Genomic DNA, 15828 nt, shown 5'->3' on the forward strand with positions numbered 1-15828 from the left:
TTTCTGTTTCAGTATGGAGAAACTTACTGCGGTAGTTTGTCGTCCACGCCAGCGACGTAGAAATTCAGGCCCAGCAGGGTTTTGTCGTCAGCTTGTTCGCCTTCTTTCAGCCAGACGGAGCCGTCCTGCTTCTTGATCGGGCCAGTGAAAGGCTTCAGTTCGCCCGACTTGATCTTGGCTTCGGTTTCCTCGGCCAGTTTCTTCACGTCGTCCGGCATGTTGGTATAAGGCGCCATCTTCACGAGGCCTTCCTTCATACCCCACCAGATGTTCTGGCTTTTCCACGTACCGTCGATAACAGCCTTGGCGCGATCGATATAATACGGCCCCCATTCGTCCACGACAGCGGTAAGCTGCGTGTCGGGCGCGAACTTGATCATGTCCGAAGCCTGACCGAAAGCCTTGATCCCGCGATCATGCGCCACCTGAATGGCGGCGGTAGAATCGGTGTGCTGTGTGATGATGTCCACGCCCTGATCGATCAGGGCCTTGGCTGCATCGGCTTCCTTGCCCGGATCGAACCAAGAGTTAGCCCAGATCACCTTGACCTTGAAGTCCGGATTGACCGACTGTGCGCCAAGCATGAATGCGTTGATGCCCTGCACGACTTCAGGAACCGGCACGGATGCGATGTAACCTGCAACGCCCTTTGTCGACATCTTGGCAGCGATCACGCCCTGCACATAACGGCCTTCATAGAAGCGCGCATTATAGGCGGACATGTTGTCGGCGGTCTTGTAGCCGGTTGCGTGTTCGAACTTCACGTCCGGGAACTTCTTGGCGACCTTAAGGGTCGGGTCCATATAGCCGAACGACGTCGTGAAGATCAGCTTGTTGCCAGCACGTGCCAGACGTTCGATGGAACGTTCGGCATCGGCGCCTTCCGGAACGCTTTCCAGAAATGTGGTTTCGATCTTGTCGCCAAGCGCCTCGACAAGCTCCTTGCGGGCCTGATCGTGCTGATAGGTCCAGCCGAAATCGCCCGGAGGTCCGATATAGATGAAACCGATCTTGAGTTTATCTTCTGCATGAGCTGCGCCGCCAAGCATAAAGCTGGCTGCAGTGGCCATAGCCATAAGCGTGTTTTTCATGTTCCCTGCACTCCTTGTTTTTACCCACTAACCAAAACGAAAACCCTTGGGACGGTTTACGTCTACCCCTCAGCCGTTCTTTCTATCGGTCAGGAACAAACGGCTTGCCGAGCGAAGCCGGCGTATTCATCATCGTCAGGCGTTTGTTGCGCGAGATGATGACCAGCACCACAATCGTCGCAAGATAAGGCAGCGCAGACAGAAACTGCGACGGCAAGCCAAAGCCAAGCGCCTGCGCGTGAAGCTGGCCGATGGTCACCGCGCCAAACAAATAAGCACCGATCAATACGCGCCATGGTCGCCACGAAGAGAAAACGACAAGAGCAAGAGCGATCCAGCCGCGCCCGGCTGTCATGTTCTCCACCCATTGCGGCACATAGACGAGCGACAATTGCGCGCCTGCAAGACCGGCGCAAGCACCGCCGAACAGAACCGCCAGATAGCGCGTGCGCACCACATGCACGCCGAGCGCATGGGCCGAGCCATGGCTGTCGCCGATGGCGCGCAATGTAAGCCCTGCTCGCGTGCGGAACAGAAACCATGCCACACCGGCAACCAGCAGGATAGACATATAGAAGATCGGATCCTGACCGAAGAGGAACCGCCCGACAAGCGGCAGATCGGTGAGATAGGGAATATGAATAGCTTCAAGCCGGACGCCGGGAAGCCCGACAAAGCTTTCGCCAAGCAAGGCCGATGCCCCGACGCCAAGAATCGTCAGTGCCAGCCCGGTTGCCACCTGATTGGTGACGAGTATGAGCGTCAGAAAGCCAAAAACGGCGGAGAAAAGCACACCGACCAGAACGGCAGCAACCAAGCCCAACCAAGCGGAGCCAGTCATTTGTGCAATGGCGAAGCCAGACACGGCTCCCATCAGCATCATGCCTTCGACGCCGAGATTGAGCACGCCGGAGCGTTCCACGACAAGCTCGCCAATGGCGGCGATCAGGAGTGGCGTCGCTGCTGTTGCAATCGTGAGGAGAATAGCCTGCGTCAAATCCATGAGATCAGGCCTTTCCCGCTTGGCGACCGGATATGAAGCGAATGCGATAAAGGATGAGTGTATCGCAAGCGAGAACGAAGAATAGGATCATGCCCTGAAACACGCGCGCAGATTTTTCGGAGATGCCGATAGCAACCTGTGCAGCTTCGCCGCCAAGATAGGAAAGCGCCAGCACCAGACCGGCTGCTATTGCTCCCAGCGGGTTGAGGCGCCCCAGAAATGCGACAATGATCGCCGTAAAACCGTAGCCCGGAGATATGACCGGACGAAGCTGGCCAATGGCACCGGAGGTTTCCGCGATGCCCGCGAGGCCGGCAAGAGCACCCGAAACCGCAAAGACGAAGAACACCATCTTGCCTGCACTGAAACCTGCAAAACGCCCTGCCCTCGGGCTTTGGCCGATAACCTTGACCTCAAAGCCCTTCAGCGTATGCTTGAGCAGGAACCAGACGAAAATCGCTGCAACGAGCGCGAAAATGAAGCCCCAATGCGCACGACCGGATGCACTCCAGATTTCCGGCAGAATGGCGCTATCGCTGAACTGACGGGTTTCCGGGAAATTATATCCTTCCGGGTTGCGCCACGGCCCGCGCACCAGCCAGTCGAGGAGCAGTTGCGCGACATAGACAAGCATGAGGCTGGTCAGGATTTCATTGGTATTGAAGCGCACTTTCAGCAATGCCGGAATGGATGCATAAGCCGCGCCACCCGCCATCCCCATCAGCATCATCAAGGGCAGAACCACCCATGACTGCAGGTCGGGAAACATGACAGGCAGGACCGATCCCGCTATGGCACCGGCGATAAACTGCCCCTCGGCACCGATATTCCAGTTGTTGGATAGAAAACAGACGCAGAGACCAACCGCGATCAGGATCAGCGGGGCGGCCTTCACGAGCAATTCATGCCATGACCAGATGTCGAATAACGGTTCGACAAAGAAGACGTAAAGCGCATGTAATGGGTCTTTGCCCATCAGCGCAAAAGCAAGTCCACCGAAAATCAGCGTCAGCGACAGTGCAAGCAATGGTGACAAGGCACTGAAAAGTCTCGACGGCTGCGGGCGTTTGACGAGTTCGATCCGCATCATGCAGCTCCCGCCTCTCCAGAGATACCGCCCATTAGAAGGCCGATCTTTTCCAGCGTTACATCGGCAATCGGCAGAGGATCGGAAAGCTGGCCATGATTCATCACGGCAATGCGGTCACTGATTTCAAGAAGCTCATCAAGATCCTGGCTGATGACGAGAACCGCCGAACCGGAGCGCGCAAGATCGACAAGCGCCTGCCGGATATGTGCCGCGGCACCGGCATCAACGCCCCATGTCGGCTGGTTCACGACCATGACCGACGGTGAGCGGTCAAGCTCACGCCCTATAATGAATTTCTGCAGGTTTCCGCCGGAAAGGGCAGAGACAGGCGGATTTTCAGCGCTCTTGCGCACATCCATCCGTTCAATAATGCGTTTTGCGGCCGACCGAAGCGCACTCTCTGCGATCAGCTTCATCTTGCCGCCACGCAGAAACATTTTTGCATCGGTTTTGTATCGGGACAAGAACAGGTTGTCGGTCAGCGTCATGGTCGGAACGGCACCGTGACCAAGCCGCTCTTCCGGCACGAAAGCCGCGCCCATCATGCGCCTTTCGCTGATACCGGCCTTGCCCGCATCCTTTCCGCGAATACGCACATTCGATGGAATCGACTGTAGCACTTCCCCTGAAACAGCTTCGAAAAACTCACCTTGCCCGTTGCCTGCCACACCGGCGATGCCAACGACTTCGCCAGCGGCAACCGAGAGAGAAATACCCCTCAATGCCGTCGAAAATGGTCCACGCGGCGGTTGCGACAATGACCGGATTTCAAAAAGCGCATCATTCCCGGCATTTACTGCCACAATGGGGCTGCGTGCCACGACATTGATATCATTACCAACCATCATACGGGCAAGCGATGCAGCAGTTTCCTTGCGCGGATCGCAGTGCGCAACGACCTTGCCATGCCGTAATACGGTTGCGCGGTCACAGAGGCGCTTCACCTCCTCGAGACGGTGGCTGATATAGAGGATCGACTTGCCTTCGGCTTTCAGGCGTTCCAGCGTTTCAAACAGCTTGTCCGCTTCCTGCGGCGTCAGCACCGAAGTCGGCTCATCCAGAATGATGAGATCCGGCTTCTGAAGAAGGCAGCGTACAATTTCGATACGCTGGCGTTCGCCAACCGACAGATCACCAACATGGGCCTGCGGATCAACCGGAAGACCGTACATCTTGCCAACCTCACGCGCACGCTTTGCAACATCTGAAAGCGGCAACGAACGGTCTAGCGACAGGGCGATATTTTCAGCGGCAGTAAGCGAGTCGAACAGCGAAAAATGCTGAAAAACCATGCCAATGCCGAGCTTTCTTGCGACACCGGGTTCATCTATGGTGACCGGCTGCCCCTTCCAGACAATTTCGCCTTCGAGAGGTTGCAATGCGCCGAACAGCATTTTCACAAAGGTGGATTTTCCGGCGCCGTTTTCACCCAGAAGCGCGTGAATTTCGCCTTCCCCGATGGTGAGATCGACACCATCGCAGGCCCGCAGCTGACCAAATACTTTCGTGAGCCGGCGGACATCCAGAAGAGGCCGGTCGGTTAAAGGCGCTGTCATTGTTCCCCAATTGTATTTTTGTGCGACCTTATCCAGCAAGCCTGCTCTTGAAAAGCCTAAAAGCAAGCAGCGGCGGACATATGCACACCGCTGCAATCATCAGCCTTATCACGGAAGCAGAATGGTGGTTCCAGTCGTCTTGCGGGCCTCCAATTCCTCATGTGCCTTGCCCGCATCCTTGAGCGCATAGGTCTGGTTGATCTCGATCTTGACGGCTCCGCTTCCGACCACATCGAAAAGCTCTGCAGCCGTCTTTTCGAGGTCCGCCCGCTTGGCGATGTAATTGAATAGCGTTGGACGTGTGGCGAACAACGAACCCTTCTGCGCCAGAATGCCAAGATCGAACGGTGGAATGACGCCAGACGATTGCCCGAAGCAGGCAAACATGCCAAGCGGCTTCAGCACGTCGAGCGAGCCCATATAGGTATCGCGCCCAACGGAATCATAGACGACGTCAACCCCCGCTCCGTCGGTCAGTTCCTTCACCTTTTCGGCAAAGTTCTCGGTACGGTAGTTGATGACATGGTCGTAGCCATGCTTTCTGGCCAGCGCGATCTTTTCTTCCGATCCCGCCGTACCGATGACCTTGGCGCCAAGGTGTTTCGCCCATTGTCCGGCAATCAGCCCGACCCCGCCAGCGGCCGCGTGAAACAGTATCGTCTGCCCCGGCTCCACCTTGAATGTACGCCGCAGAAGATATTGCGCCGTCATGCCCTTCAACATCATGGAGGCGGCGGTTTTCAGGTCAACATTATCCGGAACCTTGACCAGCCGGTCGGCTGGCAGAATGCGCTCGTCCGCATAAGAACCCGGCGTTGCCACATAGGCAACACGGTCACCGACTTGAACATCCCCCACGCCCGGACCAACCGCTATGACCGTGCCAGCACCTTCGTTGCCGGGCGTAAACGGCATTTGGGCCGCCTTGTAAAGCCCGGTACGGAAATAGACGTCGATGAAATTGAGACCAACGGCTTCATGGCGCACCTTCGCCTCACCCGGACCAGGCTCACCTATATCAATCTGTTCATACTTCATGACTTCAGGTCCACCGGTCTGATGGACGCGAATGGCATTGATCATCATGCTTCTCCAGTCTTCTTTGCGGCAGCGGCTTTCTCAGCCGCGATGACGGTGGCAGTTCGCCCCAATCCCGGGAAAAACTGCATGACAGCGCCGATGAAGTAGATGTAGAGGCCCGTCACGGATATGCCGACGCGGACCCACAGCGGCGCGTCCAGAGTATAATAGAGGGCAGCCGCACCAAAGGCACACCAGAGCAGGAAAACCGTCAGGTTAAGTGGTCGCAGGCGCACAACGCGCACCGGATGCAGGAAATTGATCGGCAGGAACGACAGGATTGCCGACACGACGACCGTTGCAAAGGCGACCCACTCTCCCGGCCTGACTATGAAAAGCGTAAAGACCACCATGTTCCAGACGACCGGGAAGCCCTTGAAGAAGTTCTCCTTCGTCTTCATGCCGGTGTCAGCATAATAAATCGCGCTCGAAACCACGATGATCGCGCCGGAGATGAATGACAGATACGTCCCCATAAATCCGCTCTGATAAAGCGCGAAGGCCGGTATCAGAACATAGGTAACGTAATCGATGATGTTGTCGAGAAGTTCGCCAGACCAGTTTGGCAGAACATATTTGACCTCGAGCTTGCGCGCGATGGGACCGTCGATACCGTCGACGAAAAGCGCCAGCCCCAGCCACCACCACATGGCCGTATAGCGCCCGTCACTGGCCGCCACGATGGAAAGGAACGCCAGAAACGAACCCGATGCCGTCAGAAGATGAACCGAAAACGCCTTGGCTTGCGGCGCGGTGACTTTCTTGGCTTTGAGTTTTCCGGTCAGTTTGGTTTTCACGCCGTCCGCCATTTCAGTTTGTCGCCGCGCATATCCCGCCCAGGACATTCCCCAAGGCAGCGAGTACATTTCATCAAACGGGAAACGCGTACACCAAACAAACTGACGTCCCCAACCCTCAAGATCGTTGAATAGCTTCTCCTCTAGGAACAGCCATGATCCTGCAGCAGCTTTCCCTGAATAAGCACAAAAGAGCAAGTAAGGCGTGAGGCAAATCCGCCATAATCCCACGGAAGAATGGCCTTTTGGCTGCAATTCGGTTTAAGTGCAGCTGGAATCATCAGACGGTGCACGAGGTCCGCACTGTCGGACCAGGGATGAAACACGATGAACGATCTTGTTGTGAACAAGCCTCTCACTGATATTGTCATCAGCGGCAGCGGACCTGCAGGAATGATGGCCGCGCTGGCGCTCGGCGCAAAAGGCTATCGCACCGTGTTGCTGGGACCGGAGACCGACAAGGGTGATCGCCGCACCACAGCGCTCATGATGCCTGCTATCAGATTGCTGGAGGGACTGGGCGTCTGGTCGGATATCGAGCCGGAAGCGGCGGCTCTTGCTTCCATGCGCATTATCGACGCGACGCGACGCCTTGTTAGAAGCCCTGTCGTGACTTTCCGCGCCGGGGAAATCGACGAGACTGCGTTTGGCTACAACATTCCCAACGCCGTTCTGAACGAGAAACTGGCGGAAGCCGTCGCACGCAATCCGAATATTCAACGCATCAATGCCTCCGTCATAGAGTATCGTTACAATGGCGACCATATGACCATCACGCTCTCAGGCGGCGACACATTGCATACGCGGCTGGTCGTGGCTGCAGACGGGCGCAATTCTATGGCTCGCGAAGCAGCAGGCATCCGCACACGCCGCTGGAGCTATCCGCAGACGGCCGTTGTGCTTTCCTTCTCGCATAGTGTCGACCACGAGAATATTTCGACCGAATTCCACACCGAAGAAGGCCCATTCACTCAAGTGCCGTTGAAAGGCAAGCGCTCAAGCCTTGTCTGGGTAGTGAATCCCGGTCGCGCCGAAGGACTTCTCGCGCTTGATGAAACGACGCTCGCTCAGCGTATCGAAGACATGATGCAGTCCATGCTGGGCAAGATTAAGCTCGAAATCAAGCCGCAAGCCTGGCCCCTTTCCGGCCTCGTGCCCCATGTCTTTGCGGCCAAGCGCACGATCCTGATCGGTGAAGCCGCGCATGTGTTTCCACCGATTGGCGCACAAGGCCTCAATCTTGGTTCACGCGATGTTGAAACGCTGGTCAAGGCTATCGAAAGCGATCCAGTCGATCCGGGTTCAGATCGAGTCATTCGCGCCTATGACCGCGCACGTCGTCCAGACATTCTGGCCAGAACCGGTTCGGTCGATGCGCTCAATCGTTCGCTTCTCTCCGGTATGCTTCCAGCCCAGATCGTGCGTGGAATCGGGTTGGAAATGCTTCGTTCATTTGCGCCACTGCGTGCATTCTTCATGCGTGAGGGGCTTCGTCCCGGCGGCGGTTTCTCACATTTTCTTCCGAAACTGCCGAGCCTTCCGCAACGAAGCGACGGGAAACGTTCTAGCTAAGATCGTTTTCAGATCATCCGAGACATCGAACAGACAGAATTGCCGGTTGCCGCCGACTTTAATTTGTCACGCGGTGAACTACATAGTGTTGCATGGGTATGACACAGATAAAGCACGCGAAATTTCAGATCGGTCAGGTCGTCAAGCATCGGTTATTCCCATTCCGTGGCGTTATTTTCGACGTGGACCCTGAATTTGCGAATACCGAAGAATGGTACGAGTCCATTCCAGAAGAAGCACGCCCGCATCGCGACCAGCCTTTCTATCATCTGCTGGCTGAAAATGCGGATTCCGAGTATGTCGCCTATGTATCGGAGCAGAACCTTGTTCCAGATTTAAGTGGCGAGCCTCTCCGTCACCCTCAGATCGCAGAAATGTTCGACCGGCTCGACAATGGCGCATATCGCGTAAAATCACAGCATTCGAATTGAGATAGAGCTTTCTTTTAAAGTGAATTTTCAAAATAAAAGGGGCGCTCGAAGCGCCCCTTTTTATAACAGACTGGAGAGCAGCTTAGTTAGCTGCGCCTTTTGCCTTGTCCTGTTCAGCCTTCATCTTGGCTTCGAAATCCTTCTGGCGCTTCTGGACGGCGTCCTGAAGTTCCTTCTGGCGTTCTTCCAGTTCCGACTGCTTGAGAGCCGGACCGGTCAGGGCGCCAGAGAAGCCGGTGAGTGCAACCGGAATCGGATTCGGCTTGTTCTGATAGTTGACCGACGTCAGGGTCAGCTTGCCGCCCTTCTTGAGCGCATTGATGAGATCGTCGGTCAGCGGAGCTTCTGCGATGCAACGATCCGGGAAGCAGATGCCGTATTCAAGCTTGACCGGCTTGTTGTTGTCGATCTGGAGGCCGACACCGGCAGGAATCAGACGACCGATAGGAACAGTCACCTGGAATATCTTGCGGTTGATCTTACCTTTGATCTCGATGAGATTAACGGCGGTCAGGAGCTGGCCGGAATCTGCAGTGACGATGTTCTGCGTGTTGCAGATATCATTGTCTTCCTGCTTCGAGCAGACCTTGAACCAGCCCTGTGGCGGCTGCTGCGCCGATGCAGGCATCGTCGCGGAGGCAAGCAGGGCGAACGCGCCAGCAATGGCAGATGCGGCAGCGATTGTCTTAGTGCTGGACATGATCAACAGGTTCCTTTCAACGCTCTGATCTATAGTTCCCGTTCTGTATTATAAGTCAGCGATAGACCGTCACTGGTTTGAAAATGCGGCAACAGCGTGACCTTGGGGATTTTAGCCCCCATCCGGACCCTTCCGGGCCCCAATCCGCAGCCGTGTTACAACGACTAGGGGTATGAATCCAGATGAGTTTCGACATTCCATGCCCGGAATCCGCCAAAATCTTTATTTTAGCCCCTACTGTCGCGTGACGGACACGCCCTAATTCCGCACTTAATGTACGATCATGCTAGTTTCCGGTTCCGAATCGACGCTTCCGGCGGCGACCATCAAACTTATTTACAATGGACGATTGAAGTTGAACGGATTGATTGCCTTTCTCCGCAAATCGGTTCTTGCGAGCCTTATCGGAGCAGTCGGCGGCGCGACGCCGGTACAGGCGATAGCCGAAGTACAGCCAGACTATGCGCTCTCCATGCATGGAGATGTGGCGTTGCCGGCTGACTTCACCCATTTTCCTTACGCAAACGCTGACGCTCCAAAGGGCGGCGCCATCACAATGGGCGTTGTCGGTACTTTCGACAGTCTCAACCCATTTGTGCTGAAAAGCATGCGGACGACGGCGCGCGGTCTGTTCGGGGATGTTGACCTCGGCAATCTGGTTTATGAAACGCTCATGCAGCGGTCGCGGGATGAACCCTTTACCCTTTACGGTCTGCTGGCTGAAAAGGTTGCGGTCGATCCAGATCGCAAATGGGTCGAATTCACCCTGAACCCGAAGGCAAAATGGTCCGACGGCCAGCCGGTAACGGTGGACGACGTCCTCTTTACCTACGACATTCTGACGGAAAAGGGACGCCCTCCCTACAACAACCGGATGAGTCGAGTTGATAAGATCGAAAAGACGGGGGAGCGTTCCGTTCGCTTCACCTTCAACGACAAGTCGGATCGCGAATTTCCGATGCTAATCGCCTCATCGATGCCCGTGCTGCCAAAGCACAGCATTGATCGCGAAACCTTCGGCAATTCATCCCTGAAACCACCTGTCGGCAGCGGCCCTTATCTCGTCTCCGGCGTGCAGCCCGGCCAGCGTATCATCTACAAGCGCAACCCAGACTATTGGGGCAAGGACTTGCCTTCGCAGCGCGGTCTCAACAACTTCGATATGTTGACGATTGAATATTATCGAAACGAGACGTCCCTGTTTGAGTCTTTCAAGAAGGGGCTGCTCGATGTCTTCATTGAGGCAAACCCTACTCGATGGGAAAAGCTTTATGACTTCCCGGCTGTAAAACAGGGCCGCGTTATCAAGGACAGCTTTGAAAAAGGTACGCCTGCCAACATGTTTGGCTTCGTGTTCAACACACGCCGCCCAATTTTCGCCGACCGTCGCGTACGGCAGGCTCTGGGGCTGCTGTTCGATTTCGAATGGGCTAACCGCAACCTTTTCGCTGATCAATACCGCCGCACGCAGAGCTTTTGGGAAGGTTCGGAGCTTTCCTCCGTCGGCAAAGCTGCCGATGACCGCGAGAAGCAGTTACTGAAACCATTCCCCGAAGCAGTTCGCGACGATGTCATGAATGGTACATGGCACCCACCGGTAACGGACGGTAGCGGTCATGACCGCACGCCAGCGAAAAAAGCCTATGATCTCCTGACTGAAGCGGGTTTTCAGTTTGAACACGGCCTCGCCGTTGATCCTTCTGGCAAACCGCTTAAATTCGAGATCATGACGCGCTCGCCCGACGAGGAAAAAGTAGCGCTGGCCTATAAGCGTAATCTCGCGCGACTGGGCATCACAATCGAAATACGCACTGTGGACGACGCTCAATATCAGCAGCGGCTCCAGACATTCGACTACGACATGATTCTCGGCGCGCTGACCGGATCACTTTCACCCGGCAATGAACAATGGATGCGATGGGGCGCAGCTTCGCGTGACGTTCAGGGAAGTTTCAACTATCCGGGTGTTGCCGACCCGGCGGTAGATGCGATGATCGAAGCGCTGCTGGCAGCCAGAAGCCGCGCCGGTTTCGTGAGTGCGGTCCGCGCCCTTGATCGTGTGCTTATCTCCGGGGATTACTACATTCCGCTTTACCACCTGCCCTATCAGTGGGTAGCGCGCTGGGATCGCATCGATCACCCGAAAAAGACTTCGCTCTATGGCTATCAACTGCCAACCTGGTGGCGCGCAAAGCCATGATCGGGCTTTAACGTTGATGTAATTCGCTCTACATGCACCAATATATGATGAGCATTCAACCGGAGGCCACGCCTCTGGTTCCAGTATGGAGACACTGCCATGGCCACCAGAAAGATAACTATCGATGTCGTGTCCGACGTCGTCTGCCCTTGGTGCTTTCTGGGGCGCAAGCGCCTCGAGGCGGCTCTTGCCATGGTGCCGGATGTGGAGGCGGAAGTACGCTGGCGTCCCTTCCAGCTGGACCCCACCCTGCCTCCGCAAGGTAAGGATCGCCAGACCTATATGCGCGAGAAATTCGGCACAGGCGGGAAGATCGATGACATCCACAAGCAACTGACGCAGCTTGGCGAGGAAAACGGCATCGTCTTCGATTTCGACGCCATCGCCCGCGCACCAAACACTCTGGACGCCCATCGTGTCATCCATTGGGCTGCACAGGCTGCTCCTGATACGCAGGACCGGATGGTCGGCATGTTGTTCTCGCTCTATTTCGAGCAGGGACAGGATATCGGCGATCATGAAGTGCTGATCGACGCGGCGGCAAGTGTCGGCATGGATGCCGAAGTGGTGGCCCGGCTCCTGCAAAGCGAGGCCGACAAGGCGACGATTCGCGAGGAAATCGACACTGCCAGTCGCATTGGCGTGCGCGGCGTGCCTTGCTTCATCATCGATCAGAAATATGCCGTCATGGGTGCGCAGACGGCAGGTGTCCTTGCTGACGCCATCCGTCAGACGGCAGAAGGCTTTGAGCCGGGGATTTCTGAAGATCGCTAAAAGGCGCGAAGCGGCGGGTTAACCCGCCGCAATCTTCGCCAGTTGCGTCATGATGACGGCAGAACCGTTGAGGCGCTTTTCCGGTGTCGGCCAGTCGCGGATGAAGACAATGCTCTGATCCGGCCTGATCTTGGCCATAGAGCCCTGCTCGCCGATCATCTTCACCAGCCCGACCGGATTTGCGAATGTCGCATTGCGGAACTGGATGACCACGCCCTTCGGACCGGCATCAAGCTTCTCGACATTCGCACGGCGGCAAAGCGCCTTGATATAAACAATCTTGAGCAAATGCTGCACTTCGTCGGGCATCGGACCAAAACGGTCGATGAGTTCGGCACCGAAAGCATCGATATCCTGCGGCTCTTCCAGATCAGCCAAACGGCGATAAAGACCAAGACGCAGCTGCAGGTCGGGCACATAGGCTTCGGGGATCATCACGGCGGTGCCGATCGCGATCTGCGGCGACCACTGGCTGTCTTCCACTTCGCCGGTCCCCTTGAGCGTGGCCACCGCCTCTTCGAGCATCTGCTGATAAAGCTCGAATCCAACTTCCTTGATATGGCCCGATTGCTCCTCGCCGAGCAGATTGCCTGCCCCGCGAATATCCATATCGTGGCTGGCAAGCTGGAAGCCTGCTCCCAACGTGTCGAGCGACTGCAGAACCTTTAGGCGACGTTCCGCCGTCTGCGTCAGCATCTTACCTGCCGGAAGGGTGAACAGCGCAAAGGCGCGTTGCTTGGAACGACCGACTCGACCGCGTAGCTGGTACAATTGAGCCAGGCCGAACATATCGGCGCGGTGCACGATCATCGTGTTAGCCGTCGGAATATCGAGGCCGGATTCCACGATGGTCGTAGACAGAAGCACATCATACTGACCATCATAGAAGGCGTTCATGATGTCATCCAGCACGCCCGGCGCCATCTGCCCATGGGCCACGGCCACTTTCAGTTCGGGCACATGCGTTTTCAGGAACTCTTCGATCTCGCCAAGATCGGAAATGCGCGGACAGACGTAGAAGCTCTGGCCGCCGCGATAGCGTTCACGCAAAAGCGTTTCACGAATAACAAGCGGATCGAACGGCGAGACGAAGGTGCGCACCGCCATACGGTCGACGGGAGGCGTGGTGATGAGCGAGAGTTCTCGCACACCGGTCAGCGCAAGCTGCAAGGTGCGTGGGATTGGCGTAGCGGACAATGTCAGCACATGCACGTCCGACTTCAGCTCTTTCAGCCGCTCCTTGTGCTTGACGCCGAAATGCTGCTCTTCATCGATGATGAGCAGACCGAGATTCTTGAACTTGATCGAATTGCCGAGCAGCGCATGCGTGCCGACGACAATATCGACGGTTCCTTCTTCCAGCCCCTTCTTGGCAGCCGCAAGCTCCTTCGTGCCGACAAGACGCGAGGCATGAGCAAGATTGATCGGCAGGCCATGGAAGCGCTTCGAGAAGGTCTTGAAATGCTGGCGTGACAGAAGCGTCGTCGGCACGACGACCGCCACCTGAACACCGCTCATCGCAGCAATAAAGGCTGCGCGCAGCGCTACTTCCGTTTTGCCAAAGCCGACATCACCACAGATCAGACGATCCATCGGCTTGCCTGCAGCCAGATCATCCGCCACGGACTCGATAGCCGTTAGCTGGTCGTCGGTTTCATCATAGGGAAAACGAGCGGAGAATTCGGCATAAAGTCCGTCCGGTGGCGTCATCACCGGCGCACCGCGCATCTGCCGTTCGGCGGCGATCTGGATCAGATGCCCGGCAATCTCAAGCAGGCGTTTCTTGAGCTTGGCCTTGCGCATCTGCCATGCGCCACCGCCAAGCTTGTCGAGAACCGCATCGGAGCCTTCCGAACCATAACGCGAGAGCAGCTCGATATTTTCGACCGGCAGAAACAGCCGGTCATCACCCGCATAATGGATTTCTAGACAGTCATGCGGAGCGCCAGCGGCGGTAATGGTCTTGAGACCAATGAAGCGGCCGATACCATGATCGACATGGACGACAATATCGCCAGCGTTTAGCGAGGCGACTTCCGATATGAAATCCTGATCGCGCTTGCGACGCTTGGAACGGCGGATAAGACGATCACCCAGGATATCCTGCTCGGCCACAATGACGAGATCGCCAGCATCGAAGCCGCTTTCGACGGCCAGCACAGCCGCCGTTACCTTGTCGCGCGACAGCGCCTTGACCGTAGAAAGCCGGTCAACCGACTCGATCTTTTCCAGCCCATGTTCATCAAGGACCTGCAAAAGACGGTCGAGAGAACCTTCAGTCCAGGCAGCAACCAGCACTTTCTTGCCCGCTGCACGCAGTTCGGCAATATGCTTCACCACCGCCTCGAACAGGTTCACGTCGGTAGCGGCACGCTCCTCAGCAAAGCTGTGGCCCTTATGCACATCCGCATGAACAATCGTCCGCCCAGTAACTTCCGGCGCACCGAATGGCGTCAGGTCGATGCGCATGCCTCCTGTTTCGGCGTGCTTCTCGACCTCGGACGGTGTGAGATAAAGCGTTTCCGGCTTGACCGGCTTGTAAGGCACGGCATCACTGCCCGGCTCCTTGCCTTCCGCCTGTCTCAGCCGCGCCTCGTAATGATCGACAACCATGGTGTGGCGCTCGGTCAGCGCCTCATGCACCAGATGGTCGAACACCACCGGCATATTGCCCACATGGTCGAAGACAGTTTCGAGTTTGTCATAGAACAAAGGCAGCCAGTGTTCCATGCCTGCAAAACGGCGACCTTCGCTGATTGCCTGATAGAGCGCATCGTCGCGCTGCGGCGCACCGAACATCGCAACGTAATTCTTGCGGAAACGGCTAATTATGTCCGGCGAGAGCGTGATTTCGCTCATCGGCTGGAGCACGAATTCCTTGCGTGTGCCCGTGGTACGCTGCGAGGCCGGATCAAAAGCACGGATAGATTCCAGCGTATCGCCAAAGAAATCAAGCCGCAGCGGCTCTTCCGCACCCGGCGCATAAAGATCGAGAATGCCGCCGCGCACCGCAAATTCACCAATGTCACGGACGGTAGAAACGCGCTCGAAACCGTTGCGCTCCAGTCGGGATGCCAGATCGTTCATATCCAGCTGGTTGCCGGGGCGCGCCGAAATCACCTGTTCGGCAATAGCCTCCTGCGGCGGCAGTTTTTGCAGAACGGCATTGGCAGTCGTGAGGATGATCGCCGGATGCGGCGTCTTTTTAAGCTGGGACAGTGCACTGAGAGCAGCTAGCCGGCGCGCGGATGCATCGGCACCGGGCGATACGCGATCATAAGGCAAGCAGTCCCATGCAGGCAAATGCAGAACCGGCATATCCGGCGCCACGAAACTCAAGACCTGCTCCAGATCGGCAATGCGCTGCCCGTCGCGCACGATATACATGATCGGCCCACGTTCGCCGATCTCTTCCGCCAGACGGATAAGGCAGAACGCCTCGTAACCGTCGGCAACGCCGTCGATCACGATATGACTATTTGCCCCAAGCGCGCTGGAGGACTTGAGACCTAGTTTGCTGAAAACGGGCATGGG

General features: G+C 56.4%; 12 protein-coding genes. 4 read left to right on the forward strand and 8 right to left on the reverse strand.

Going from position 1 to position 15828, the window contains the following annotated elements; translation table 11 throughout:
• Positions 1–23: 23 nt before the first annotated feature.
• The 6 genes from MKS82_RS19940 to pcsA all read right to left on the reverse strand — a co-directional run bounded on the left by MKS82_RS19940 (position 24) and on the right by pcsA (position 6629).
• Positions 24–1091, reverse strand: coding sequence for a BMP family ABC transporter substrate-binding protein (locus tag MKS82_RS19940; RefSeq protein ID WP_109986602.1), 1068 nt, complete (start codon positions 1089–1091; stop codon positions 24–26).
• Positions 1092–1173: 82 nt separating this feature from the next.
• Positions 1174–2094 (reverse strand): ABC transporter permease, encoded by a 921-nt coding sequence (locus MKS82_RS19945; protein ID WP_109986601.1) that lies wholly within the window; start codon positions 2092–2094, stop codon positions 1174–1176.
• Between the two features lie 4 nt (positions 2095–2098).
• Positions 2099–3181: an ABC transporter permease gene (locus MKS82_RS19950; protein ID WP_109986660.1), complete on the reverse strand. Its 1083-nt coding sequence runs from the start codon at positions 3179–3181 to the stop codon at positions 2099–2101.
• The gene (locus MKS82_RS19955; protein WP_109986600.1) at positions 3181–4740 is read right to left on the reverse strand and encodes an ABC transporter ATP-binding protein; all 1560 of its coding nucleotides are present in this window, start codon (positions 4738–4740) and stop codon (positions 3181–3183) included. The genes MKS82_RS19950 and MKS82_RS19955 overlap by 1 nt, the downstream gene beginning before the upstream one ends.
• Positions 4741–4848: 108 nt before the next feature.
• Complete coding sequence (locus MKS82_RS19960; RefSeq protein ID WP_109986599.1) at positions 4849–5823, reverse strand: quinone oxidoreductase family protein; 975 nt, start codon at positions 5821–5823, stop codon at positions 4849–4851.
• Positions 5823–6629: a phosphatidylcholine synthase gene (gene pcsA, locus MKS82_RS19965; RefSeq protein ID WP_109986598.1), complete on the reverse strand. Its 807-nt coding sequence runs from the start codon at positions 6627–6629 to the stop codon at positions 5823–5825. The genes MKS82_RS19960 and pcsA overlap by 1 nt, the downstream gene beginning before the upstream one ends.
• 315 nt (positions 6630–6944) lie before the next feature.
• Between pcsA and MKS82_RS19970 the strand changes: the two genes are divergently transcribed.
• Positions 6945–8189 (forward strand): UbiH/UbiF family hydroxylase, encoded by a 1245-nt coding sequence (locus tag MKS82_RS19970; protein WP_240579196.1) that lies wholly within the window; start codon positions 6945–6947, stop codon positions 8187–8189.
• A gap of 92 nt (positions 8190–8281) precedes the next feature.
• Positions 8282–8620, forward strand: coding sequence for a heat shock protein HspQ (hspQ, locus tag MKS82_RS19975; RefSeq protein ID WP_109986596.1), 339 nt, complete (start codon positions 8282–8284; stop codon positions 8618–8620).
• A gap of 82 nt (positions 8621–8702) precedes the next feature.
• On the opposite strand, the gene MKS82_RS19980 is transcribed toward hspQ, so the two are convergent.
• Positions 8703–9320, reverse strand: a complete 618-nt coding sequence (locus MKS82_RS19980; RefSeq protein ID WP_010658835.1) for an invasion associated locus B family protein — start codon at positions 9318–9320, stop codon at positions 8703–8705.
• Between the two features lie 349 nt (positions 9321–9669).
• Between MKS82_RS19980 and MKS82_RS19985 the strand changes: the two genes are divergently transcribed.
• On the forward strand, positions 9670–11520 hold the full coding sequence (locus MKS82_RS19985; protein ID WP_109986659.1) for an extracellular solute-binding protein: 1851 nt from the start codon (positions 9670–9672) through the stop codon (positions 11518–11520).
• A gap of 99 nt (positions 11521–11619) precedes the next feature.
• Positions 11620–12294, forward strand: a complete 675-nt coding sequence (locus MKS82_RS19990) for a DsbA family oxidoreductase (protein ID WP_109986595.1) — start codon at positions 11620–11622, stop codon at positions 12292–12294.
• 18 nt (positions 12295–12312) lie between these two features.
• On the opposite strand, the gene mfd is transcribed toward MKS82_RS19990, so the two are convergent.
• Positions 12313–15825, reverse strand: a complete 3513-nt coding sequence (mfd, locus tag MKS82_RS19995) for a transcription-repair coupling factor (protein ID WP_109986594.1) — start codon at positions 15823–15825, stop codon at positions 12313–12315.
• Positions 15826–15828 lie beyond the last annotated feature (3 nt).

Origin of the sequence: Ochrobactrum sp. A-1 (assembly GCF_022488005.1) — a bacterium.
GTDB lineage: Bacteria > Pseudomonadota > Alphaproteobacteria > Rhizobiales > Rhizobiaceae > Brucella.